This window comes from Streptomyces sp. NPDC050674, assembly GCF_040654575.1.
In the GTDB taxonomy this organism is placed as follows: Bacteria; Actinomycetota; Actinomycetes; order Streptomycetales; family Streptomycetaceae; genus Streptomyces.
Map to the genome: position 1 here is coordinate 40,741 of NZ_JBFAIG010000018.1, position 23,070 is coordinate 63,810.

General features: G+C 73.8%; 20 protein-coding genes and 1 tRNA gene. 7 read left to right on the forward strand and 14 right to left on the reverse strand.

Going from position 1 to position 23,070, the window contains the following annotated elements; genetic code table 11:
• Window positions 1-62: 62 nt before the first annotated feature.
• Window positions 63-653 (reverse strand): TetR/AcrR family transcriptional regulator, encoded by a 591-nt coding sequence (locus AB0I06_RS26815; protein WP_363121394.1) that lies wholly within the window; start codon window positions 651-653, stop codon window positions 63-65.
• On the reverse strand, window positions 650-2,173 hold the full coding sequence (locus AB0I06_RS26820) for a 3-hydroxyacyl-CoA dehydrogenase (RefSeq protein ID WP_363121395.1): 1,524 nt from the start codon (window positions 2,171-2,173) through the stop codon (window positions 650-652). Before AB0I06_RS26820 ends, AB0I06_RS26815 begins: the two co-directional genes overlap by 4 nt.
• 160 nt (window positions 2,174-2,333) lie before the next feature.
• On the opposite strand from AB0I06_RS26820, the gene paaN reads away from it, so the two are divergent.
• A complete protein-coding gene (gene paaN / locus AB0I06_RS26825) occupies window positions 2,334-4,025 on the forward strand; it encodes a phenylacetic acid degradation protein PaaN (RefSeq protein WP_363121396.1) in 1,692 nt (563 codons plus the stop codon).
• Window positions 4,026-4,095: 70 nt separating this feature from the next.
• On the opposite strand, the gene AB0I06_RS26830 is transcribed toward paaN, so the two are convergent.
• The 3 genes from AB0I06_RS26830 to AB0I06_RS26840 are packed head-to-tail and all read right to left on the reverse strand — an operon-like array spanning window position 4,096 to window position 7,033.
• Window positions 4,096-4,839, reverse strand: a complete 744-nt coding sequence (locus tag AB0I06_RS26830; RefSeq protein WP_363121397.1) for a TrmH family RNA methyltransferase — start codon at window positions 4,837-4,839, stop codon at window positions 4,096-4,098.
• Complete coding sequence (locus AB0I06_RS26835) at window positions 4,836-6,047, reverse strand: HTTM domain-containing protein (RefSeq protein ID WP_363121398.1); 1,212 nt, start codon at window positions 6,045-6,047, stop codon at window positions 4,836-4,838. The genes AB0I06_RS26830 and AB0I06_RS26835 overlap by 4 nt, the downstream gene beginning before the upstream one ends.
• Window positions 6,044-7,033 carry a DUF5819 family protein gene (locus AB0I06_RS26840; protein ID WP_363121399.1) on the reverse strand — a complete coding sequence of 330 codons (990 nt, stop codon included), beginning with the start codon at window positions 7,031-7,033 and terminating at the stop codon, window positions 6,044-6,046. Before AB0I06_RS26840 ends, AB0I06_RS26835 begins: the two co-directional genes overlap by 4 nt.
• 401 nt (window positions 7,034-7,434) lie before the next feature.
• Here AB0I06_RS26840 and AB0I06_RS26845 point away from each other — a divergent pair, with 401 nt between their 5' ends.
• Window positions 7,435-8,568: an acyl-CoA dehydrogenase family protein gene (locus AB0I06_RS26845; protein WP_363121400.1), complete on the forward strand. Its 1,134-nt coding sequence runs from the start codon at window positions 7,435-7,437 to the stop codon at window positions 8,566-8,568.
• 106 nt (window positions 8,569-8,674) lie between these two features.
• Here the strand turns inward: AB0I06_RS26845 and AB0I06_RS26850 are convergent, their stop codons facing one another.
• From AB0I06_RS26850 to AB0I06_RS26865, 4 genes are all read right to left on the reverse strand, one after another.
• The gene (locus AB0I06_RS26850; protein WP_363121498.1) at window positions 8,675-9,004 is read right to left on the reverse strand and encodes a rhodanese-like domain-containing protein; all 330 of its coding nucleotides are present in this window, start codon (window positions 9,002-9,004) and stop codon (window positions 8,675-8,677) included.
• A gap of 84 nt (window positions 9,005-9,088) precedes the next feature.
• Complete coding sequence (locus AB0I06_RS26855; protein WP_363121401.1) at window positions 9,089-9,916, reverse strand: hypothetical protein; 828 nt, start codon at window positions 9,914-9,916, stop codon at window positions 9,089-9,091.
• A 183-nt stretch (window positions 9,917-10,099) separates the two neighbouring features.
• Complete coding sequence (locus AB0I06_RS26860; RefSeq protein WP_363121402.1) at window positions 10,100-11,539, reverse strand: DUF2252 domain-containing protein; 1,440 nt, start codon at window positions 11,537-11,539, stop codon at window positions 10,100-10,102.
• Between the two features lie 132 nt (window positions 11,540-11,671).
• Entirely contained in the window at window positions 11,672-12,385 is a 714-nt protein-coding gene (locus AB0I06_RS26865) for a ScbR family autoregulator-binding transcription factor (RefSeq protein ID WP_363121403.1), read from the reverse strand.
• Between the two features lie 312 nt (window positions 12,386-12,697).
• Here AB0I06_RS26865 and AB0I06_RS26870 point away from each other — a divergent pair, with 312 nt between their 5' ends.
• Together AB0I06_RS26870 and AB0I06_RS26875 are read left to right on the forward strand one after the other, a co-directional pair.
• Window positions 12,698-13,699: a ScbA/BarX family gamma-butyrolactone biosynthesis protein gene (locus AB0I06_RS26870; RefSeq protein WP_363121404.1), complete on the forward strand. Its 1,002-nt coding sequence runs from the start codon at window positions 12,698-12,700 to the stop codon at window positions 13,697-13,699.
• Window positions 13,696-14,616 carry an NAD-dependent epimerase/dehydratase family protein gene (locus AB0I06_RS26875; RefSeq protein ID WP_363121405.1) on the forward strand — a complete coding sequence of 307 codons (921 nt, stop codon included), beginning with the start codon at window positions 13,696-13,698 and terminating at the stop codon, window positions 14,614-14,616. The genes AB0I06_RS26870 and AB0I06_RS26875 overlap by 4 nt, the downstream gene beginning before the upstream one ends.
• Here AB0I06_RS26875 and AB0I06_RS26880 read toward each other — a convergent pair.
• The 4 genes from AB0I06_RS26880 to AB0I06_RS26895 form a co-directional block, all read right to left on the reverse strand.
• Window positions 14,564-15,889 carry a cytochrome P450 gene (locus AB0I06_RS26880; protein WP_363121406.1) on the reverse strand — a complete coding sequence of 442 codons (1,326 nt, stop codon included), beginning with the start codon at window positions 15,887-15,889 and terminating at the stop codon, window positions 14,564-14,566. The genes AB0I06_RS26875 and AB0I06_RS26880 overlap by 53 nt on opposite strands.
• Window positions 15,890-16,006: 117 nt before the next feature.
• Window positions 16,007-16,675, reverse strand: coding sequence for a ScbR family autoregulator-binding transcription factor (locus tag AB0I06_RS26885; protein WP_363121407.1), 669 nt, complete (start codon window positions 16,673-16,675; stop codon window positions 16,007-16,009).
• Window positions 16,676-16,772: 97 nt separating this feature from the next.
• Window positions 16,773-17,432, reverse strand: a complete 660-nt coding sequence (locus AB0I06_RS26890; RefSeq protein WP_363121499.1) for a response regulator transcription factor — start codon at window positions 17,430-17,432, stop codon at window positions 16,773-16,775.
• Window positions 17,422-18,693, reverse strand: coding sequence for a sensor domain-containing protein (locus tag AB0I06_RS26895; protein WP_363121408.1), 1,272 nt, complete (start codon window positions 18,691-18,693; stop codon window positions 17,422-17,424). Before AB0I06_RS26895 ends, AB0I06_RS26890 begins: the two co-directional genes overlap by 11 nt.
• A gap of 156 nt (window positions 18,694-18,849) precedes the next feature.
• On the opposite strand from AB0I06_RS26895, the gene AB0I06_RS26900 reads away from it, so the two are divergent.
• From AB0I06_RS26900 to AB0I06_RS26910, 3 genes are all read left to right on the forward strand, one after another.
• The gene (locus AB0I06_RS26900) at window positions 18,850-19,575 is read left to right on the forward strand and encodes an ABC transporter ATP-binding protein (RefSeq protein WP_363121409.1); all 726 of its coding nucleotides are present in this window, start codon (window positions 18,850-18,852) and stop codon (window positions 19,573-19,575) included.
• Window positions 19,569-22,007, forward strand: coding sequence for an FtsX-like permease family protein (locus AB0I06_RS26905; protein ID WP_363121410.1), 2,439 nt, complete (start codon window positions 19,569-19,571; stop codon window positions 22,005-22,007). The genes AB0I06_RS26900 and AB0I06_RS26905 overlap by 7 nt, the downstream gene beginning before the upstream one ends.
• A 138-nt stretch (window positions 22,008-22,145) precedes the next feature.
• Window positions 22,146-22,679 (forward strand): helix-turn-helix domain-containing protein, encoded by a 534-nt coding sequence (locus AB0I06_RS26910; protein ID WP_363121411.1) that lies wholly within the window; start codon window positions 22,146-22,148, stop codon window positions 22,677-22,679.
• 102 nt (window positions 22,680-22,781) lie between these two features.
• Here the strand turns inward: AB0I06_RS26910 and AB0I06_RS26915 are convergent.
• A tRNA-Leu gene (locus tag AB0I06_RS26915) sits at window positions 22,782-22,865 on the reverse strand.
• Window positions 22,866-23,070: the final 205 nt, after the last annotated feature.

Here is a 23,070-nt window from a genome sequence, read left to right on the forward strand (position 1 = left end):
GGGACATCGTCACGCGTACTCATCCGCCCCCCGCGCGGCTACTCACCCCCAGGGGGCCGGGGTCAGGCGGCTCTGCGCAGACCTGCGAAGGCCAGCTGCACCACCGCGTCGGCCACCTCGCGCTCGCTCATGCCGCGGCCGTCCGGCCGGTACCACTCGACGATCGAGTTGATCATGCCGAAGACCAGCCGGGTCACCAGCCGGACCTCTATGTCCCCGCGCACGTCCCCCTCCGCCGCGGCCGCCTTGAGCAGGTCGGACACCCGGTGGTCGAAGTCGCGGCGCCGCTCCAGGGCCCACCGCTCGGTGTCGGTGTTGCCCCGCACCCGCAGCAGGAGGGTCACGTAGGGCAGTTCGGTGATGAGCACCTCGACCATGCGCCGGACGACGTGCTCCAGGCGGTCGGCGGCGCGCCCCACGCGCGCGTGCTCCTCGTCGAGGATGCCGAAGAGACCGTCCAGGGCCCTGCTCACGGCCCGGCGCAGCAGCTCCTCCTTGCCGGCGACATGGTGGTAGATCGACGACTTGGAGATGCCGGCCGCCTTGGAGAGGTGCTCCATGGAGGTGCCGTCGTAGCCGCGCTCGATGAACACCTGGACGGCGACGGACAGCAGTGTGTCCGGGGTGTAGGTGTCGCGTTTGGCGGTGGTCATGAGGCGGTGCCCTCCCGCGGGTCGAAGGCGTGGGCGTGGCGGTACAGCGCCAGGGACGGCGCGTAACGCCCCGAGGGGTCGCAGCGGTGGAGGTCGTCCAGGAGCGCGTAGGCCCAGGAGCGGCCGAGCCGGCGGCTCCACTCGAAGGGGCCCAGGGGGTAGTTGACGCCCAGGCGCATCGCGGTGTCGATGTCCTCCTCGGTGGCCACGCCCTTGGCGACCGCGTCGTGCGCCAGGTCGATGATCCGCGCGACCGTGCGGGCGACGATCATGCCGGGCACATCGCCGATGAAGCTGACCTTCTTGCCCAGTGCCTGGAAGAGACCGGTGGCCTCGGCGACGGTCCGCGCGGCGGTGTCCTGGGAGGCGGACAGGGCGATCCGGGCCGCCTCGCGGTAGTCCAGGGCCAGGTCGAAGTAGACGACGTCCCGGAACTCCGCGGAGGTCTGCCCGTCGGCCAGGACGAGCCGCCCGCCGCCCGGGAGCAGCAGACAGGCCCCCTGGTCCTCGTCGTCGTCCTCGTCGCGGACCGGGATGCCCGCCTCGCGGATCAGGGCGAGCAGCTCGGCGGCCGGGCCCAGGTCGCCCGCGGCGACGACGTACGCGGGCGGCTGCCGCGGCTCGGCGGTGTCCGGTTCGGGGCGCTCGGCGCCGTCCCGGTGGTCGTACCAGCCCTGGCCGGTCTTGCGGCCCAGCCGGCCGGACTCGACCAGGCGCCGCTGGGCCAGGGACGGTGTGAAGCGCACGTCCTGGAAGAAGGCCTGCCAGACCGAGTGCGTGACGGACTCGTTGACGTCCTGGCCGATCAGGTCGGTCAGCTCGAACGCGCCCATCCTGAAGCCGCCCGACTCGCGCAGCACGGCGTCGATGGTGGCCGGGTCGGCGCCCTGCGCCTCGTACACCGCGAAGGCCTCGGCGTAGAAGGGCCGGGCGATGCGGTTGACGATGAAGCCCGGGGTGTCCGCGCAGGCGACCGGCGTCTTGCCCCAGGCGCGGGCGGTCTCGTACGCGCGCGTGGCGTGGGTGACGTCGGTGGCGAACCCGGAGACCACCTCGACCAGCGGCAGCAGCGGCGCGGGGTTGAAGAAGTGCAGGCCGACGAACCGGCCGGGGACGCGCAGGGCGCCGCCGATGGCCGTGACGGACAGCGACGAGGTGTTGGTGGCGAGCAGGCAGTCGTCGGCGACGATGCCCTCCAGCTCGCGGAACAGCTCCTGCTTGACGTCCAGCCGCTCCAGGACCGCCTCGACGACCAGGGCACAGTCGGCGAGCTCGGCGAGGTCCTCGGCGGGCAGCAACCGGGCCCGGGCGGCGTCCCGGGCGGCACCGGTGAGCCGGTCCTTCTCCACGAGCCGGTCCAGACGGGCACCGATCGCGTCGGCCGCCTTCCGGGCCCGTCCGGGGACGGCGTCGTACAACCGTACGGGATGGCCCGCGACCAGCGCGACCTGGGCGATTCCCTGGCCCATCGTGCCGGTGCCGACGACGGCCACGGGGCTGCTGAGGTCGAGTGCTGTCATGTGCGCGATCCTCCCGCACGGGGTTTTCCACAGATGCGGCGGACCCCCTTGAACCGACCGATCGTTCGGTTACTCTAGCTCTGTCCGAGTGTTCCTGCCCAGGTTTCTGCCCAGGTCATGAACTCGACGAGGAGTTCTTGAGACGAGGAGTTGGTCACCCATGACCGCCGCACTCTCGGCGCACGAGCTGATCGCCCGGCACCGGTCCACCCTCGACCAGGCGCTGGAAGCGATCCGCACGCGCGCCTACTGGTCCCCGCACCCCGAGCACCCCAAGGCCTACGGGGACAACGGCAGCCTGGACGCGGCGGCGGGCAAGGCCGCCTTCGACGCCCTGCTCGGCTCCCGCCTCGACCTCGGCCAGCCCGGCACGGACGACTGGGTGGGCGGCGAGACGTCCCCGTACGGCGTCGACCTGGGCGTGACGTACCCGCACGCGGACCTCGACGTGCTGCTGCCCGCCATGCAGGCCGGGCAGCGGGCCTGGCGCGACGCGGGCGCCGAGCAGCGCGCGGTGGTCTGCCTGGAGATCCTCAAGCGCATCAGCGACCGGACGCACGAGTTCGCGCACGCGGTCATGCACACCTCCGGCCAGGCCTTCATGATGGCGTTCCAGGCGGGTGGGCCGCACGCCCAGGACCGCGGCCTGGAAGCGGTGGCGTACGCGTACGTGGAGCAGGTGCGCACCCCCGACCACGCCGAGTGGACCAAACCGCAGGGCAAGCGCGACCCGCTGGCCATGACCAAGCAGTTCACGCCGGTCCCGCGCGGCATCGGCCTGGTGATCGGCTGCAACACCTTCCCGACGTGGAACGGCTACCCGGGCCTGTTCGCCTCCCTCGCCACCGGCAACGCGGTCCTGGTCAAGCCGCACCCGCGCGCGGTGCTGCCGCTCGCGCTCACCGTCCAGGTCGCCCGCGAGGTGCTCACCGAGGCCGGCTTCGACCCGAACCTGGTCGCGCTGGCCGCCGAGCGCCCCGGCGAGGGCATCGCCAAGACCCTCGCCCTGCGCCCCGAGATCCGCATCATCGACTACACGGGCTCGACCGAGTTCGGCGACTGGCTGGAGGCCAACGCCCGCCAGGCGCAGGTCTACACGGAGAAGGCCGGCGTCAACACGGTCGTCGTGCACTCCACGTCCGACTACAAGGGCATGCTCTCCAACCTGGCGTTCTCGCTGTCCCTGTACAGCGGCCAGATGTGCACCACCCCGCAGAACCTGCTGGTCCCCCGCGAGGGCATCTCCACCGACCAGGGCCCCAAGTCCTACGACGAGGTGGTCGCCGACCTCGCCCGGTCGGTCGACGGGCTCCTCGGCGACGACGCCCGGGCCAACGCCCTGCTCGGCGCGATCGTCAACCCGGACGTGAAGTCCCGCCTGGAGTCCGCCGCGGGCCTCGGTGAAGTGGCCCTGGCCTCCCGGGAGATCACCAACCCGGACTTCCCGGGTGCGGTCGTCCGCACCCCGGTGATCGTCAAGCTGGACGGGGCCAAGCCGGACGACGAGGCGGCGTACATGAGCGAGTGCTTCGGGCCGGTGTCCTTCGCCGTCGCCGTCGACTCGGCGCCGGACGCGGTGGAGTTGCTGCGGCGCACCGTCCGGGAGAAGGGCGCGATGACCGTCGGGGCGTACACCACGGACCCGGAGGTCGAGCAGGCCGTGCAGGAGGTCTGCCTGGAGGAGGCGGCGCAGCTGTCGCTGAACCTCACGGGCGGGGTGTACGTGAACCAGACGGCCGCGTTCTCCGACTTCCACGGCTCGGGCGGCAACCCGGCGGCCAGTGCGGCGCTGTGCGACGGGGCGTTCGTGGCCAACCGGTTCCGGGTGGTCGAGGTGCGGCGGGACGCCTAGGAGCTCGGGGGTTCACGTCAGCGCGCGAGTGCCGGGCCGTGTGGGGTTGCTCGCGCGGTTCCCCGCGCCCCTACCGGGGCGCCCCGAAACTCCAGTGGTACAGGGTCATCGCCACGCTCGTCGCCAGGTTGTAGCTGCTGACCTGGGGGCGCATCGGAAGGGACAGCAAGTGGTCGGCCCGCGCGCGTAGTTCCGTGGACAGGCCCGTACGTTCGGAGCCGAACGCGAGGACGGCGTCGTCCGGGAGCTCGACGCCCCGGAGGTCGTCGCCCTCCGGGTCCAGGGCGAACAGCGGGCCGGGCGGCAGCTCGTCGGCGGTCAGCCGCTCCACCGCCGTCGCGAAGTGCAGCCCCGCCCCGCCGCGCACGACCGTCGGGTGCCACGGGTCGACCGTCCCGGTCGTGACCACCCCGGTCGCCCCGAACCCGGCGGCCAGGCGGATCACCGCGCCCGCGTTGCCGAGGTTGCGCGGGTTGTCGAGGACCACGACCGGCGCCGTGCGCGGCAGGCGCGCCAGCCGTTCGAGGCCGGAGGCCCGGGACGGCCGCACGGCCAGGGCGGCCAGGGCGGTGGGGTGCGGGCGCGGCACGACAGACGCGTACGCCTCGTGCGGCACCTCCACCAGCAGCCCGGCCAGCGCGTCCCGTACGTCCGGGGCCAGCTCGTCGGCGAGCGCGAGGGCGGCGGCCCGGTCCGCCGTGACCGCCACCGGCACCTCGGCGCCGAAACGCAGCGCGTGCTTGAGGGCGTGGAAGCCGTCGAGCAGGACGGTGTCACCGGCATGCCGGTGCCAGACGGTCAGGGGGTCGGTCATGCCCCGAAGCCTACGTGCGCCGTCCCGGGGCTCTCGGCCGCGCGCGGCGGGGGAACCGGAGTACGCCCGCCCCGGCGCGGGAGCCGGTCCCACAACCGCGCCGCCCTTTCGCCCAGGCGGCGCAGGAAGCCGGTCGGCAGGAACACCGCGTCCGCCGCGATCATCGCCAGCGAGAAGAACGGCAGCCCGAGGACCACCGCGATCACGGCGTGCTCGGTCATCATGACCGCCAGCAGGACGTTCTTCACCCGCCGGTCGAACAGGGTGAACGGAAAGGCGACCTGGACCAGGACCGTCCCGTAGGTCACCAGCATCACCAGGGTGCCGCTGGCCGTCAGCAGGTCGGCCAGGGCGGGCCAGGGGGAGAAGTACTCCAGGTGCAGCGGGTAGTAGACCGCGGTGCCGTCCTGCCAGCGGGAGCCCTGGATCTTGTACCAGCCGGCCGTCGCGTAGATCAGACACGCCTCGGCCATGATCACCAGCAGGGCGCCGTTGTGCACGACGGTGGCGACGACGTCCAGCAGGATCCGCGGCTCACCGGTCCGTGCCCGGCGCCCGGCCAGCCACCACAGGGCCTGCGCCGCCCACACCGTCCACAGCAGTGCCGGTATCAGCCAGTCGCCCTGCATCCGGCCGACCAGGGTGACCGCGAGCAGCACGCACCCGAACACACCCCACAGGGCGGGTCCGGTGCGGTCCGTGACCCGCTCGCCCCGCGCGCGGGCCGCCCCCTGCCGCGCGGCCCGCCGGGCGTCCAGCGACCACACCTGGGCGCACCGCGTGAACACCAGGTAGATCGACATCAGATGCAGCACGTTGTCGCCGCCGTCGCCCATGAAGACGCTGCGGTTCTGGAGCGACAGCACACCGGCCATGAACAGCACCGACGTGGTGCGGGTGCGCCAGCCCAGCATCAGCAGGGCACTGGACAGCACGGCCAGCGCGTAGACGATCTCGAACCAGACCCGGCCGTCCGACCACATCAGGACGGTGAAGGAGCCGTTGGAGCCGACCAGCTGCGCGGCGAGATCCCAGCTCCAGGGACCGTCGGGACCGTAGAGCTCGTGGCGGTGGGGGAACTCGCGGAGCAGGAACAGCAGCCAGGTGGCGGCGAAGCCGATACGGATGACCGCCGTCTGGTAGGGGCCGAGGGCGGCCTCGGTGACCCGGGCGATGACGCCCGAGACGGCCAGCGAGAAGCGGTTCACCGCACACCCTCCAGGGCCTCGTCCTGCGGCACCTTCCACCACGGCAGCTCCCGGTAGGACGGCGTCGTGGTCACCTTCTCCCGGCTCCAGGCGGGCGGCGGCACGTTGCTGGTACGGGAGCGGACCTGCACGCGCTCGATGACACCGGCGCCCCCGGTCGTGGCCCGCACGGCGTCGTCGCGGTCCAGGCGCAGCACCGTGATCCGGCGCAGATACGACTCGGAGAGCGAGCCGCGCAGGCCCACCGGGCGGTTGTCGTTGTCGTGCGTGGCGACGAAGAAGTCCCAGGCGCGGCGCAGCTCGTTCTGCTGGGTGTGGCTGGGCAGCAGATTGCCGTCGATGGCGTGGCCGTCCTCGGCGGACAGGTCGTACCAGCCGGTGGTCAGCGTCGCGCCGTCGGGCCCGCGGATCGCGGCCCGGACCTGGATGGAGATGTTCTGCTGGAGCGGGTTCGGCGCGAAAAGCTTCCAGTTCTGCTCGAACTCCGGATAGATCCAGTCGTCCACCGCCTCACCGTGCGCCCGGGTGACCGTGTTCGCCGGTGCGACGTGCAGGAACGTCATGCCGAGATGCACACACACGCCGATGGCGACGACCGCGAGCGCCAGGGCGACGCCGATCCGGTAGGGGAGCGACAGCGCGGCGACACCGGCCCGGGCGTCAGCGCCCGGGTACGACCCGACCGACTCGGACGGCCCGACCCGCTCGGACGACCCGACCCGCTCGGACGGCCCGACCCGCTCGGGCGGCCCGAGCCACTCGGACGATCCAGCCGTCTCCGTCGGACCTGCCCTCTCCGTCGGGCCCACCGGCTCCGTCGGATCCGTCGGACCCGTCGCCTGCGTCGGACCCACCGGCTCGCAGGCCGAGGGCGGCACGGCAGGGCCGGGGGACCGCGCCGGTGCGCCCCCCTCCGCGGGCGGGGCCGGCCGGCCCGGCGCCTCCGGGCCGTGCCGGGCGTCCGAGCCCTCGTCGTACGCGTCCATTCCGCCCCGTTCCACGATCCCGGTCCGTCGTTCCGTCCGCCCGGCCGCGAGGGCGTCGCACCACCCGCGCACCGGCGCGCGGCATCGGCACGGGAACGGTACTCAGGACGCCCACCCGGGCACAGCCCCTGTCGGCCGGTCCCGCCGTGGCCGTCACCACACCGATCACCACACCGATCACCACACTGCGCAGCCGGACGTACGGCGCGTGCGACCGCCCGGGAGCCCCGGTCCCCCTGGTCCACAGGGGACCCCCGCAGGTTATCCACAGGCAGGCCCGGCCGTTCGTCCACAGGAGTGACACCCTACGGCGCCCCCCGTACACCCATTCCCTTCTTCTAGAACCTGTTCTATCTTGACGCCCCGTCAGGCCAACGGGATCCGCCGGAAGGACAGGCACCGTGGACTTCACCTTCACCGAGGAGCAGCAGGCGGCGGCCGAGGCGGCGCAGGGTGTGTTCGCCGGGGTCGCGCCCGACGCCGTGCCCAGCCCGGCCCTCACCGCGGGCGCCGTCGCCGAGACCTGTGACCGCGCCCTGTGGGCCAGGCTCGCCGACGCGGACCTGCTGAGCCTGCTGCTCGACCCCCGTCACGGCGGGGCCGGCCTGGACGCCATCGCCCTGTGCCTGGTGCTGCGGGAGTCGGCGCGGGTGCTGGCCAGGGTGCCGCTGCTGGAGAGCTGCGCGGCGGCGGCCGCCGTCCAGGCCTACGGCGGTGAGGAGGCGAAGGAGACCCTGCTCGCCCGGGCCGGCCGGGGCGAGCTCGTCCTGACGGTGGCCGCACACGGCCGCACCGGCCACGACCCGGCCGAGCAGGCCGTGACCGCCCGGCGGGACGGCGGAACGTGGGTGCTGGACGGGCTCCAGACGGCGGTGCCCTGGGCCTACGACGCCGACGTCACGGTCGTCCCCGCGCACACCGCGTCGGGCCGCACCCTGCTGGCCCTGGTGCCGCGCGGGCTGCCGGGCGCGGTCCTGGCCGAGCAGTTCTCCACCAGCGGCGAGCGCCTCGGTGAGCTGCGGCTGGAGTCGGCACGGCTCGCCGCCCGGGACGTGATCGACACCGACGGGGCATGGGAGTGGCTGCGCGACCTGCTGGCCACCGGGACGTGCGCGCTGGCGCTCGGGCTCGGGGAGCGCGTGCTGCGGATGACCGGTCGGTACACGAGCGAGCGGGAACAGTTCGGGTTCCCGATCGCCACCTTCCAGGCCGTCGCCGTGCAGGCCGCCGACCGCTACATCGACCTGCGCGCCATGGAGGCCACCCTGTGGCAGGCCGCGTGGCGGATCGCCTCCGGGGCACCGGGCGACCTGCCCGCCGCGGCAGACGTGGCCGTCGCGAAGATCTGGGCGGCCGAGGGCGTCCGCCGGGTCGTGCAGACCGCGCAGCACCTGCACGGCGGGTTCGGGGCCGACGTCGACTATCCCCTGCACCGGTACCACGCCTGGGCCAAGCACCTGGAACTGTCGCTCGGCCCGGCGGCGGCACACGAAGAGGTGCTCGGCGACCTGCTGGCGGCCCACCCACCGGCCTGACGAGGCAGGTCCACCGGCCGACGCGGCCTGACCGGGCAGCCCGCCTGACGGGCAGGTCCACCTGACGCCTCACCCGACCGGGCAGGTCCACCCCGAGCAGGCAGTCCTAGAGGACGAACCCCTGCTGCCCGTCGTCCGTGACGACGGGACGCCCCGCCGCCTCCCACACCTGCATGCCGCCCTCGACGTTCACGGCGTCGACGCCCTGCTGCGCCAGATACATCGTGACCTGCGCGGAACGGCCACCGGAACGGCAGATCACATGGACCCGGCCGTCCTGCGGGGCGGCCTCGGTCAGCTCGCCGTAACGGGCGACGAACTCGCTGATGGGAATGTGCAGGGCCCCTTCGGCGTGACCGGCCTTCCACTCGTCGTCCTCCCGGACGTCCAGCAGGAAGTCGCCGTCCTTGAGGTCCGCGACCGCGACGGTGGGCACACCAGCTCCAAAACTCATGCGTCCGACGCTACCCGAACCGGCCCGGTGCGGTCGGGGTACGGCCCGGCCCCGCTCCGCCCGTCCTCAGCTCCCGCCCGCGCCCTCGTCGAGCAGCCCGGCCAGTTCCGTCTCGCGCTCGGCGACCTGGGCGAGCAGGCCCTGCCCGATCTCGTCCAGCAACCGGTCCGGGTCGTCCGGGGCCAGCTGGAGCATGTGGCCGATGGCGCTGTCCTCCAGCTCCCTGGCGAGCAGGGCGAGCAGTTCCTTGCGCTGGGCGAGCCATTCGAGGCGGGCGTAGAGCTCCTCGGCGGGGCTCGGGCCCCGCTCCAGCTCGGGCCCCTTGGCCCACTCAGCGGCGAGCTCGCGCAGCTCCGCCTCGTCGCCCCGGGCGTAGGCGGCGTTGACCCGCGTGATGAACTCCTCGCGCCGCCTGCGCTCCTGCTCCTCCTGGGCCAGGTCCGGGTGGGCCTTGCGGGCGAGGTCGCGGTAGAGCTTGCGGGCCTCCTCGCTGGGGCGGACCCGCTGCGGGGGCCGGACCGGCTGTTCCGTGAGCATGGCCGAGGCCTCCGGGAACAGACCGCTGCCGTCCATCCAGCCGTGCAGCAGTTCCTCGACGCCGGGGATCGGGGCGAGCCGCGCTCTGGCCTCCTCCGCCCGCTGCCGGTCCGCGGGGTCACCGCTGCGGGCGGCTCTGGCCTCCAGGATCCGGGCGTCCAGCTCCTCGAGCCGGGCGTACAGCGGGCCGAGCTTCTGCTCATGAAGCCGGGAGAAGTTCTCGACCTCGACGCGGAAGGTCTCCACCGCGATCTCGTACTCGATCAAGGCCTGCTCGGCGGCCCGCACGGCCCGCTCCAGCCGCGCCTCCGGCCGTGCGGCGTCGCCGCCATCCTGCTCAGCTTCCGGGGTCGTCACCCGACCAGCCTAGGTGACGAACCCGCCGGGGCCTCGCGCCCGGGGAGAGGGCTCCCGGTGTCCCCGCACCCCGGCACTGCCGGGCGCCCGGGCGAGACGGGCGCCCCGGGCACCCGCAGCCCGGCAGCCGACCACAACCCGGAGCCCCGGGCCCACCCGGCGGCAGGGTCCGGGCCCGGTCCCCTACACCCCCATCTCCGCCGCGACCTTGCCGTTCTTCACCCCCGCCACCAGCTCCGCGTGATCCGCCTCGGTGCGGTCCGCGTAGGCCACCGCGAAGGCGGCCATCGCCTCGTCCAGCTCCTCGTTCTTCCCGCAGTAGCCGGCGATGAGCCGCGGATCGGCGCTGTGCGCGTGCGCGCGGGCCAGGAGCGCGCCGGTCATGCGGCCGTAGTCGTCCAGCTGGTCGACGGCGAGGGCGGCCGGGTCGACGCTGCCCTTGCGGTTGCGGAACTGGCGGACCTGGAAGTGGAAGCCGTCGACGGTCGTCCAGCCCAGCAGGTTGTCGCTGACGACCTGCATCCGCTTCTGGCCCCGCACCACCCGCCGGCCCTCGTGACCGGCCTCGGGTGCCTCGAAACCGGCCGTCACCAGGTGCGGCACCAGCGCCGACGCCCGCGCCTCCTTCACCTGGAGCACCAGGGGCTCGCCCCGGTGGTCCAGGAGCAGCACGACGTAGGACCGGGTGCCGACGCTGCCGGTGCCCACGACGCGGAAGGCCACGTCCTGCACCGCGTACCGGGCGAGGAGCGGCAGGCGGTCCTCCTGGAGGGTGCCGACGTACTCCTCCAGGGACGCCGCCACGACGGCGGCCTCCGCGTCCGGGACGCGCCGCAGCACCGGCGGGGCGTCGACGAAACGGCGCCCGCCGTCCTCGGTGGCCTCGGTCGACTTGGCGGCGAAGCGGCCGCTGGTGTTGTGCCGGGCCTTCTCGGAGACCCGTTCCAGCGTGCCGAGCAGGTCATGGGCGTCCGTGTGGGAGACGAGCTCCTCGTCCGCGATGGCGTTCCACGCGTCCAGCACCGGCAGCCTGGCCAGCAGCCGCATGGTCCTGCGGTAGGCACCGGCCGCGTCGAACGCCGCCTTGCGGCACTGGTCCTCGTCGGCACCCGCCACCCGGCCGGCGAGCACCAGGGAGGCCGCGAGGCGCTTGACGTCCCACTCCCAGGGGCCGAGCACCGTTTCGTCGAAGTCGTTGAGGTCGATGACCAGGCCGCCGCGCGCGTCGCCGTACAGGCCGAAGTTGGCCGCGTGGGCGTCGCCGCAGATCTGGGCCCGGATCCGGGTCATGGGCGTGCGCGCCAGGTCGTAGGCCATCAGCCCCGCGGCGCCGCGCAGGAACGCGAAGGGGCTGGCGGCCATGCGGCCGACCCGGATCGGGGTCAGTTCGGGCAGCCTGCCACGGCCCGACTCCTCGACCGCGCTCAGCGCGTCGGGCCGGGAGGCGTCGAGGTCGAGCGCGGCGTGCGCGCTGCGCGGGATCCGCTCGCGCAGGGCCTTGCCCTCACCCTTGGGTGATTCCTCGGCCGGCCATCGCGCGAAGCCGCGCACCCGGGGCAGCCTGCGCCGCTCCGCGTCGCCCGCTCCGGTCCCGCCCTCGTCCCGAGCCCCGGACCTGGTCATCCCGACCGCCTCCCCCGCACGCGCACGAACATCGACTCGTGCCGACGGTACAACCGGGTGGCCGGAACTCGTCAGACCCTGGGGACAACTCCAGCGTTGTGGACAACCGGTCCCGGTTCGCGCGGCGGCGGGTCACGCCCCCGAGGGCACGGAGGTCTCCACGGCCGCGGCCACATCGTCCTCCCCCTGCTCCCCCTGCTCCTCCTGCTCCCGCTCCGTCCGCACCCGCGCCAGCACCCGCTCGGCCCGGTCCACCGAGATGTCGAGCCGGGCCAGCACCGCGGGCACGGTGATGCTGGGCAGGAAGTGCTCGAACAGCACGACGATCCGGCGCTCGAGATCCTGCCGCTGGCAGCGCAGCTGCGACAGCAGCTGCACCCCGGAGAAGCTGCCGACCAGCAACTCCGCGGTCTCCGCCACGTCGACGTGCTGGAGCAGCTCACCCCGCGTCTTCGCCTCGGTCAGCAGCTGCACGTTCTGGTCGATCCACATCCGGAAGGCGGGGGTGCGGTCGAGGTCCATGGCCCCCTGGTCGAGGGCGAGCCCCACGCTGGCCCGCACCAGCGGTTCGGACCGCAGCCGGCGGGCCATCACCAGCCCGGAGTCGACCAGTTCCTGGAGCTTGCTGGACTGCGGAGGGAGCGTGATCGCGAGCTGCTCCTCGAACACCCCCACCGCCAGCTCCTCCTTGGAGCCGAAGTGGAAGTACAGCGCGCCCTTGGTGACGCCGGCCCGTTGCAGGATCTCGCCGATGGTCGCCGAGGTGTAGCCGCGTTCGTCGAAGACGGCCGCCGCCGCCTCCAGGATGGTCCGCCGGGTGCGGATCGCGCGCTCCTGTCGCGCCATCGGGTGCCTCCTGATCTCCGTCGATCCTGTGAAGTCGCTGTGGGGCGAGGGCGCGAGAGCCTGTCCCGGCGGTGGTGGTCCACCCTTTGAAAAAAACCGGCTCGTCCGTATCTTAGTCAGGCGTCGACCGCGGCCAGACAGCCGATCCTGGGGGTTCTCATGCCGCAGACAGGGCCTTTAAGCGCACTCACCGACGATCAGACCGGACGCGGGGGCCGTCCGGCAAACGCAACCGCTACGACCGTCGAGAACCCGCCACAGACGGCGGCGCCCCAGGGGATCGCGCCGCCGCGTCCCGCGCCCGGGGAACCCGTGTCACGGGTCACCGCCGCCGGGAGACCGGCCGCGCCGGTCGTGGTCGCCGGCGAACCGGCGCCGCCGTCCCCCGTCACCGAACACCGCGTCCCCCACTCCCACACCGCCGTCACCAAGGAACTGGCCCACCGCACCACAGAGACGGACGTCTTCCCCACCCGGTGGACCCGAATCTCCGACACCCGCTTCCGGTTCACGGCGCACTGGCCGGCCGCCCACCCGTTCTTCGGCCCCGTGGACGACCGGCACCAGGATCCGATGGTCGTGGGCGAAACGTTGCGGCAGGCCTCCATGGTGCTGGCGCACGCCGAGTTCGGAGCCCCGGCCGACACCCATTTCGTCATGTGGGACCTGACGGTCCGCCTCGACCCGTCCGCCCTGCTGCTGACGGACGCCGCCGAACCGGTGGAGGTCGACGTCGTGTGCTCCGAGATCCGCCGCCGCGGCCGCGGACTGGCCGGCATGCGCACCACGATGGAGTTCCGCCGGGCGGGACGGTTCGTCGCCCGCGGCACCGGCAGTACCGGCTGCACCTCCCCGGGCGCCTACCGCCGCCTGCGGGGGGACCGGCTGAACGCCCTGGACACGCCGGTGCCGCTGCTGCCCGGCACAGCGCCCCGGATCGTGGGACGCGCCCGCCCCGAGGACGTCGTCCTCGCCCCCGCCGACCGCCCCGGCGTCTGGCGGCTGCGCGTCGACACCGGCCACCCGGTCCTCTTCCCGCGGCCCAACGACCACGTCCCCGGCATGGTCCTGTTCGAGGCGGCCCGCCAGGCCGCGACGGCCGCGTCCGGCCTGCACCCCTTCCTGCCCACGACCATGACCGCCGGCTTCGCCCGGTACGCCGAACTGCACAGCCCCTGCGACGTCGAGACCGAGATCCTCGCCGGACGCCCCGGGGAGACGACCGTACGGGTGTCGGGCCGGCAGGACGGCGAGTCCGTCTTCACGGCCACCCTGACCACCGCCCGGCCCGCGCCGGTACGGTCCCCGTCGTGACGGTCAAGCTTCTGATCACGGGCGCGAGCGGTTTCGTCGGCAGCCGTGTCGCCGCGGCGGCCCGGCGCCGGCCGGACGTCCACGTACGCCTGCTGTCCCGGCACGCGCCGCCCGGTCCCGAGTACGTCCACGGCGACCTGTGCGCCCCGCCCTCGCTGCGCGGCGCCTGCGCCGACACCGATGTCCTGGTGCACTGCGCCGCCCAGGTCGGCGGCGACGCCGAGACCGTCCGGGCGGTCAACGACCACGGCACCCGGGCCCTGGTGCAGGAGGCGGTGCGCGCCGGAGTGCGCCGGATCGTGTACGTCAGCACCGCCGCCGTCCTCGGCCGGGGCCCTTTTCGCGGCGTGCGTCCCGGGCAGGTGCCGGTCGCGCCCGCGTCGCCCACCAGCCGCGCCCGCGCCGCCGCCGAGCGGTACGTCCTCGACGCGGGCGGCCTGGTGCTGCGTCCGCACCTCGTGTACGGAGAGGGCGACCGGTGGGTGGTCCCCGGGCTGGTGTGGCTGATGGAGGAGCTGTCGGCCACCCTCACCGGCTGCGAGGCCCTCCAGTCGATGATCGACGTGGACACCCTGGGCCGCGCGGTGGTGGCCGCGGCCCTCTCCCCGGCGCTCGGCGACGGCGTGCACCACGTCGACCACCCCGAGCCGGTCGCGGTCGGGGACCTGCTGGCGTCGGTGTGCCGTCAGGTGGCCGAGCCCGGCGGCGGTGCGGCCGTGGACGTCGCCACCGCCCTCGGCCGGGCCGCCGGGTCACCGCTCGCCCTCCATCACCTCGGCATGCTCACGGTCGACCACTGGTTCGTGGACGAGACGTTCTGGAAGGACACCGGCTGCGCGCCCGGCGAGGGGTTCGCGGCCGCGTTCAGCCGCGCGGCGCCCTGGTACCGCGCGTTCCTCCGGAGCCGGGTGTCCTGACCGTCTCCGCTTCCCCGGGGCGCGGGTCCGCGTCCCGGCCGTGCAACAGCACCGGCAGTGCCTCGTGGCCGGTGGAGATGATCGAGCGCAGCCGCTTCGGCGGACGCGCCGGGTCGGCCAGGGCCAGGCGCGGGAAGCGCGCGAACAGCGACCTCAGGGCGACGGTCGCCTCGGCCATGGCCAGCGGCCTGCCCAGGCAGTGGTGCACGCCGTGGCCGAAGGAGATGTGCTCGCGACTGGTGGCGCGGGTGACGTCGAACCGGTCGGCGTCCGGCCCGTGCCGCTCGGGATCGCGTCCCGCGCCGGCGAAGGAGACCACGAGCGGGTCGCCCTTGGGGATGGTCAGGCCCGGCTCGATCTCGATGTCCTCGACGGCGTAACGCAGCCCCGACATGGCGCCCGGCGCCTCGAAGCGCAGCGACTCCTCCAGGGCGTCCTCCCAGCTCACCCGCCCGGTGCGGACGAGGTCGAGCTGGCCGGGGTGGGCGAGCAGGCTGTGCACGGTGTTGTCGATGAGGTTGACGGTCGTCTCGAAGCCGGCGGTGAGCAGCAGGATCAGATTGTCCATCAGCTCCTGTTCGCTGAGCTCGCCTTCGTCACGCGCGGCGATGAGCGCCGTCGTCAGGTCGTCGGCGGGGTGCTCGCGCTTGTGCCGGAGGAACGCGGTGAGTGTGCCGTACAGGTCGACGGCGTTGGCCTGGGCGTCCTCCAGGCTGATCGCCGTGTCGAAGAAGCGGTTGATGATGCGGTAGAGGGCCGCGCGCGGGCCGTCCTCGCCGGGCGGTACGCCGAAGAGCTCGCACACCACCTCGTGCGGCACCGGCGCCGCGAACGCGGCCCGCAGGTCGACGACTTCGCCCTCCGGGACGCGCTCCAGGCCGTCCAGTGCCCGGTCGACGATCGCCTGGACGCGCGGCAGCAGCGCGTCCACGCGGCGCTTGGTGAAGGCGGCGGCCATCGGCTTGCGCAGCCGGGTGTGGTCGGCGCCGTAGGCGGTGACCATGTTGCGCACCGAGACCCAGATGGCCAGCGGCCAGGTGCGGGAGATGTCGCCGTTGATCCAGGCCGGCCAGTGCCGGTAGGCGTCCTTGCTCGACTCGGGACCGGCCAGGAGCCGCTTGTTCAGCTCAAGGCCGGTGATCCACCACACCCGGACACCGCCGGGGAGTTCGACCTCCACGGCCCGGCCCTCGGCACGGATCCGGGCGATCTCGCCGTAGAGGTCCTGACCGGACGGGTCGACCGACAGGAAGGGGCAGGCCCGCTGTGCCATGACTCATCGCTCCTTGGTCCAGATGCTGGAGGACCATCCTGCGGTTCGCGGGCCGAAAAAACTTGGGATCCGGTTTGTTTTGGCCACGGCTTCACCCACCGTCGACCGAGGCGCGTCCTACCGCACCACGAGCCCCAACTGGCCCGGCTCCGCCCGGGAATCCGGGGCCGCCGCTTCACTCCCCGCCGGATTCAGCGTCCCGGCCAGCCGCGGTTCCGCCACGCACGGCAGCAACAGCTGCCACACGTCGGTCAGCGAGGGCCGGGCGAGCCACCCGCGGTCCTCCCGGGCCAGCACCTCGATGCCGGTCGTGGCGGCGACGACGACGGCCCCGGTGCGGTGCGGCGTCGCACCCGCGGCGAGTTCACCCCGGCGCTCCGCCTCGGCCAGCAGCCCGAGCACGCACTCCCGCCATTCCCGGCGCAGATCCCGCACCCGCCCGGCGACCCCCTCGGCGTTGAGCCGCAGTCCCGCCCGCACCACGACGTCCGCGCACAGCAGCCGGGCGACGTGGTGCGTGAGGTCCACGAGGCGTTGCAGGGCACAGCCGTCGCCCCCGTGGCCGCGGACCGCGACCGCGCGCAGGGCGCGGGCCGCCGCGTGCTCGACGGCCTCGGCGACGGCGGCCTTGTTGGCGAAGTGGAAGTGCAGCGCGCCGGAGCTGACTCCGGCTCCCGCGCTGATCTCCGCCAGACTGGCCCGGACATAGCCCCGGTCCTCGAACTGCTCGGCCGCCGAACGGATCAGCGCGCGTCGGGTCCGGACGGCCCGGTCCTGTTTGGTCACCCGTGGCTCCCCTGCAGGGCTCTGATGGCGACGCAATGAAACCAACTCGCTGGTTTTTATACAACGCGTCGATACGGCCCGCGCGTGCGGACACGACCTAGGACCGCAGATACGCCAGCACCGCCAGCACCCGGCGGTGGGTCGAGTCCGCCGGCGGCAGGTCCAGCTTGGTGAGGATGCCGGAGACGTGCTTGCCCACGGCCGCCTCCGAGACGACCAGTTCGCGGGCGATCGCGCTGTTGGACCGGCCCTCGGCGATCAGCGCCAGCACCTCCCGCTCACGCGGGGTGAGCCGCTCCAGCGGGTCCCGGCGGCGCCGCAGCAGCTGCCGCACGACCTCCGGGTCGACGACCGTGCCGCCGTCCGCCACGTCGCCGAGCGCCTCCACGAACTCCTCGACCTGGCCGACGCGGTCCTTGAGCAGATAGCCGACGCCCGTGCCGTCGCCGGAGTCCAGCAGTTCGGCGGCGTACCGGCGTTGCACGTACTGGCTGAGCACCAGCACGGGCAGCGTGGACCGCTCCTGGCGCAGCCGCACGGCCGCGTGCAGGCCCTCGTCCTGGAAGCCGGGCGGCATCCGCACATCCGTCACGACCACGTCCGGGTCGTGCTCCCCGACGGCCGCGACCAGCGCCTCGGCGTCCCCCACGGCCGCCACCACCTCGTGCCCGCAGCGCGTCAGCAGTCCGACGAGCCCGTCCCGCAGCAGCACGCTGTCCTCCGCCAGGACGACGCGCAGCGGTCGCTCAACTCGCAGGCTCACAAGGGATCTCCACACACAGCAGGGTCGGTCCGCCCGGCGGACTGGACAGGGAGAGTCTGCCATCGAGCACCGACACCCGGTCGGCGAGCCCGGTCAGCCCGCTGCCCTCCCCGGCCCGCGCCCCACCGCGCCCGTCGTCACGGATCCGCAGCAGCAGCCGCCCGTCGCGGTGCCCGCCGCTCACCTCGGCCCGGTCCGCGCCGCTGTGCCGGCCCACGTTGGCCAACGCCTCGCACACCACGAAGTAGGCGGCGGCCTCCACCGCCGGGGAGAGCCGTCCGGGCAGCTCCAGATCGACGTCCACGGGCACGGCCGAACGGTCCGCGGCGTCGGCGACGGCGGCTTCGAGGCCGTAGTCGGCGAGGACCTTGGGATGGATGCCGTGGATGAGCTCGCGCAGCTCCGCCAGGGCCGCGCCCGCCTCCTGGTGCGCCTTGGCGAGCTGGTCGGCGAGCGGGCCGGGCGGGGCGTCGAGGCGGGCCAGCCCGAGCGTCATCGTCAGGGCGACGAGCCGCTGCTGCGCCCCGTCGTGCAGATCGCGCTCGATACGCCGCCGCTCCGCCTCGAAGGCGTCCACCAACCGCACCCTGGAGCGGGCCAGTTCGACCACCCGGGCCCCCAGATCGGCCTCCCGGGGCGCGATCAGCAGCCGGGTCAGACCGGCCCGGGCCCCGGCCACCACACCCAGCAGATAGACGCCCAGCACGAGCAGGACCAGCCCGAGGGCGGCCCACCCGACGGCGGCCGGCCAGGTGGTGACCAGCCACACCTTCAGCACCTTCGCCTCGCCGAGGACGGCCATCAGCACGGGAGTCGCCACCACGGACAGCGGCCCCAGCAGCAGAACGGCGAACGCGAGGGCGTCGACCGGCCACAACAGCCCCGCGAACAGCAGGGCGTGACCCAGCTCCCGCCAGGTGGCCCGCTCCCGCAACCGCGTCGACAGCCAGGCCCGCAGCCCCGGCTCCGTGGGCGCCCGGTGCGGATCGGGCGCCGGCTCCGCGTCGACCAGCCGCAGCCGCAGCCGCTCCACCGCCGCCACCGGAAGGCCCGCCAGGGCCGTCCCGAGCAGCAGCGGCAGCCCCACCAGGGCGAGCGCGAGCACCCCGCCGGCCACCGCCGACACCACGATCCCCACGAGCACGACGGCTCCGGTCACCGCGCCGGTGAGCAGGTAGACGGCCGAGCGCCACGGCCACGCCGACAGCGGATAGCCGGGGCGGGACAGGGCCTGCCACACGTTGTGAGGATGCATGGGGATCACCGTAGAAGCGGGCGGCCGCCCCCGGCCATGGGCTCAGACGGAGACCCGGGGGTATGCCTGGCCCTACCCCAGGTCTAGGCCCCGCCGCAGTGCGCGGACCCGCCCCCGCCCGGTTTGGTGGAAGCACACCGACACCGGGGGGAACCCATGACACACGACGCCATTCGGCTGGACACGGTCACCAGGACCTACGGCTCCGTGACCGCGCTCGACGCGGTCTCCCTAGCGTTCCCCTCCGGGACCTTCACCGCCGTCATGGGCCCGTCCGGCTCCGGCAAGTCGACGCTGCTCCAGTGCGCGGCCGGCCTGGACCGGCCCACCTCCGGCTCGGTCACCCTGGGCGGCACCGAGTTGACCGGGCTGAGCGAACGCCGCCTCACCCTGCTGCGGCGAGAGCGTGTCGGGTTCGTCTTCCAGGCGTTCAACCTGCTGCCCTCGCTGACCGCCGCGCAGAACGTGGCCCTCCCCCTGCGCCTGGCAGGCCGCCGTGTCCCGGCGGACCACATACGACGGGCACTGGCACAGGTCGGCCTCGCGGACCGGGCCGGGCACCGGCCCTCGCAGCTCTCCGGCGGCCAGCAGCAACGCGTCGCCCTGGCCCGGGCGTTGATCATCCGGCCGGACGTGCTGTTCGGCGACGAACCGACCGGCGCCCTGGACACCCGGACCGGCCGCGAGGTGCTTGAGCTGCTGCGCGGCATGGTCGACCGGGAGGGCCAGACGGTCGTGATGGTCACGCACGACCCGGTGGCCGCCGCGTACGCCGACCGTGTGGTCTTCCTCGTCGACGGCCGCGTGACCGGGGAGCTGACCGGCGCCGACGCCGACACCATCGCCACCCGCATGACCCGTCTGGAGGCCGTGCCGTGCTGAGTGTCACCCTGCGCACCCTGCGCACCCGTTGGACCACCTTCACCGGCAGCTTCGTCGCGCTCGGCCTGGGCGTGGCCCTGCTCACCGTGATGGGCCTGGCCCTGGCCGCGACCACCACCGCGCCGGAGCGCGGCCCCGAACGCTTCGCGGCGGCGCCGGTCGTGGTCAAGGGCCAGGACACCCTGCGCGTCCCGACCCCGGTCGGCGCCAAGGAATCCCCCCTCGCCCACCCGCGCCCCGTACCGCCCGCCACCGTCGCGCGACTGCGGCAGCTGGGCCCGGTCGTCGAGGACCGGGCGTTCCCCGTGCGGGCGCGGGGCGGCCCCGCCGACCTGGTGGGCCACCCCTGGTCCACCGCCGCGTTCGCCCCCTACGACCTCACCGGCGGCCGGGCACCGCTGGCGGCCGACGAGGCCGTCGTCACCGGCGACTGGGCGCGCCCCGGCCAACGGGTCCGCACCGACCGGGGCCCCGTCCGCGTCGTCGGCACCCTCGCGGCACGCGGTTTCGAGAACGCCGTGTTCTTCACCGACGCCCGCGCCGCCCGACTACAGCCGAAAGCCGCCCAGTTGGTGGTGCGTGCCGACCCCGCGTCCGTACGGAAGGCGGTGGGCGGCAGCGCCTCGGTCCTCACCGGTGCCGCGCGCCGCCTCGCCGACGCCGATCCCGGCCGTGACGGTGAGGCGCTCACCGCGACGAACGCCCTGTTCGGCACCGCCGGCGGCGTCACCGCCTTCGTGTCCGTCTTCGTCGTCGCCTCGACCTTCGCCTTCGCGGTCGCCCAGCGCCGCAAGGAGTTCGCCCTGCTGCGCACCGCCGGGGCGACCCCGGCCCAGATCCGCCGGACCGTCCTTGCCGAGGCCCTCGCCGTCGGCGTCCTCGCCTCGGCCGCCGGCTGTGCGCTGGGCGCCCACGCGGCACCGCCGCTGGTGGCCCGGGTCGTCGACGAAGGGCTCGCCCCCGCCTGGTTCGCCCTCGGGGAGCACACCTGGCCGTATCACGCGGCCTTCTGGACGGGCCTGCTCGTCGCCCTGTGCGGAGCGATCGCGGCCTCCTGGCGGGCCGGGCGCACCGCCCCCACCGAGGCCCTGCGCGAGGCAGTCGTGGACAGCGCGCCGCTGACCCGGGGCCGCCTGCTGTGCGGCGCGGTCCTGCTGCTCACGGCCGTCGCGCTGGCGGCCTGGTCCCTCATCGGCGACCCGTCCGACCTGCTGCACCGCAAGACCTACATCAGCCGCCCGATGCTCCTGATCACCGCGGGCGCCCTGCTCGCGCCCCTCGTGCTGCGGCCCCTGACCCGGCTGCTGACCTGTTTCCCGTCGGCCGTGGGCATGCTGGCCCGGGAGAACACCGCCACCGGAGTGCGCCGGACCGCCGCGCTCGCCGCCCCCGTCCTGGTCACGGTCGCGCTCGCCGGTTCACTCCTGGGCGCCACCGCGACCCTGAACGACGCGAAGACCACCGAGACGAGCGACCGCACCACCGCGGCCTTCGTCGTCACCCCCTCGGCCGGAACGAGTTTCGACGCGAACACCCTGCGCAAGCTCCACGCGATACCGCACGCCCGGATCTCCCCGACCTCCTCGACGGCCGTCCACGTCCTGGAGGACGGCGTGGCCCTGATCCGCTCCGAGGCCCGCGCCGCGACCCCCGGCGCCCTGGCGGCCACCACCCGTCTGCCGATCGCGGGGGGCAGGCTCGGCGACCTCGACGACAACTCGATCGTCGTCAACGAGGAGTGGCAGCGGCACCGGGTGGGCGACCGGGTCCGGGTCTGGCTCGGCGACGGAACACCCCGCACCCTCCGCGTAGCCGCGGTGATGACCACCGGCACCGGCGACAACGGCGTCTACGTCACCCCGCGCAACGCCCCCGGCGCCGCCGTCGACCGCGTGGACGTGGCCCTCCGCGACGGCACGGCCCCGGCCGCCGTGGCCGCCGCCCTGCGCGAGGCGGTCGGCCCGGCAGGCGGCCGGGTGCTCACCGGGGACGACTGGATCAGCTCCACCCGCCCGGAGACCGACCGCACCACCCGCCTCGGCCTCTTCCTGGTCCTCGGCATCGCCCTGCTCTACTCGGGCATCTCCGTGGTCAACACCACGGTCATGGCGGCCTCCGACCGGGCCCGCGACCTGGTCGTGCTGCGGCTGGCCGGAGCCACCCGGTGGCAGGTCCTGCGGCTGACCGGTGCCGAGGCCCTGACGGCGGTCGCGGCCGGGGCGCTCCTCGGCCTCCTGGTCACCGGCGTCAACCTGGCCGGCCTGTGGGGCGCCCTCGCCCTGCTGTCGGTCCGGCCCACCGTCACCCTCCCGTGGCAGGCCCTCGCCACGACGGCGGCCCTCTGCGCCCTGCTGGCCGTGGTCTCCGCGACGGTCCCGGCCGCCCTCGCCCTGCGCCGCGCCCCGGCGGGCTCCGCGGGGACGCGCACATGACCCACCCGGCCGGGCGGGATCGCACCGCGCCGACGCGCACGACCGGCAGGGTCGTCCGCGCCGACGCGCGGGTCCCGCGCCCGGCCGGGTCGATCTCATCATGAGACCGAACAGGGAACGGCCTTCTACAGTGAACCCATGAGAAGGACGTCGTTCGGCACCTGGCCCTGCTCGATCGCCCGCACCGCCGACATCCTGGGCGACGCCTGGACCCTGCTGGTCCTGCGCGAGGTCTTCTACGGCGAAACCCGCTTCGACGGCTTCATCGGCACCCTCGGCATCGCCCGCAACACCCTCACCGACCGGCTGCGGCGCCTGGAGGCCGAGGGCCTGCTGCGGCGGCGCGCCTACCAGAGCGACCCGGTCCGCCACGAGTACCTGCCGACGGACAAGGGCCGCGACTTCTTCGGCGTCCTCGCCGCGATCAACGCCTGGGGCGACCGCTGGCTGGCCGGCGACGAAGGAGCCCCGGTGGTCCTGCACCACACCTCGTGCGACCACGACACCGAGGCCCGGGTCGTCTGCTCCGCCTGCGGCGAGCCCCTGCGCCAGCGGGACATGTCCGTCCGCACCGGCCCGGGCTACCCCGCCCGCCTCCTCGACACCCGGGCCGTACGGGAACGCTTCGCCCCGGGGCGGACCCTGGGGGAAAGCCGGACCGACCAGGCCTGAGACCTTCCTCACACAGCGCACGCGGGAGACGGCCCGAGACGACCGTCACACCCCCAAAACGAAGAACGGGCGGCATCTGATCGATGCCGCCCGTTCCCACGGTGCGCGAGGGGGGAGTTGAACCCCCACGCCCTTGCGGGCACTGGAACCTGAATCCAGCGCGTCTGCCTATTCCGCCACCCGCGCATTGGGTGTGTCCTGGGCGTCTGCCCCTTGGGGCGGGCGCCTTCCGACACCCAGAACATTAGCACGCTGGAAGGGGTGGATTCACATCCCTTATCGCCGCCTGCGGACCCGCCGCCGAACCTTCGATGTCCCTGCCACGTATCAACGCGTACCGGTTCACGTATCAACCTCGTACCGGTACCCGCCGTCTCCGCAGGAGGGGGCC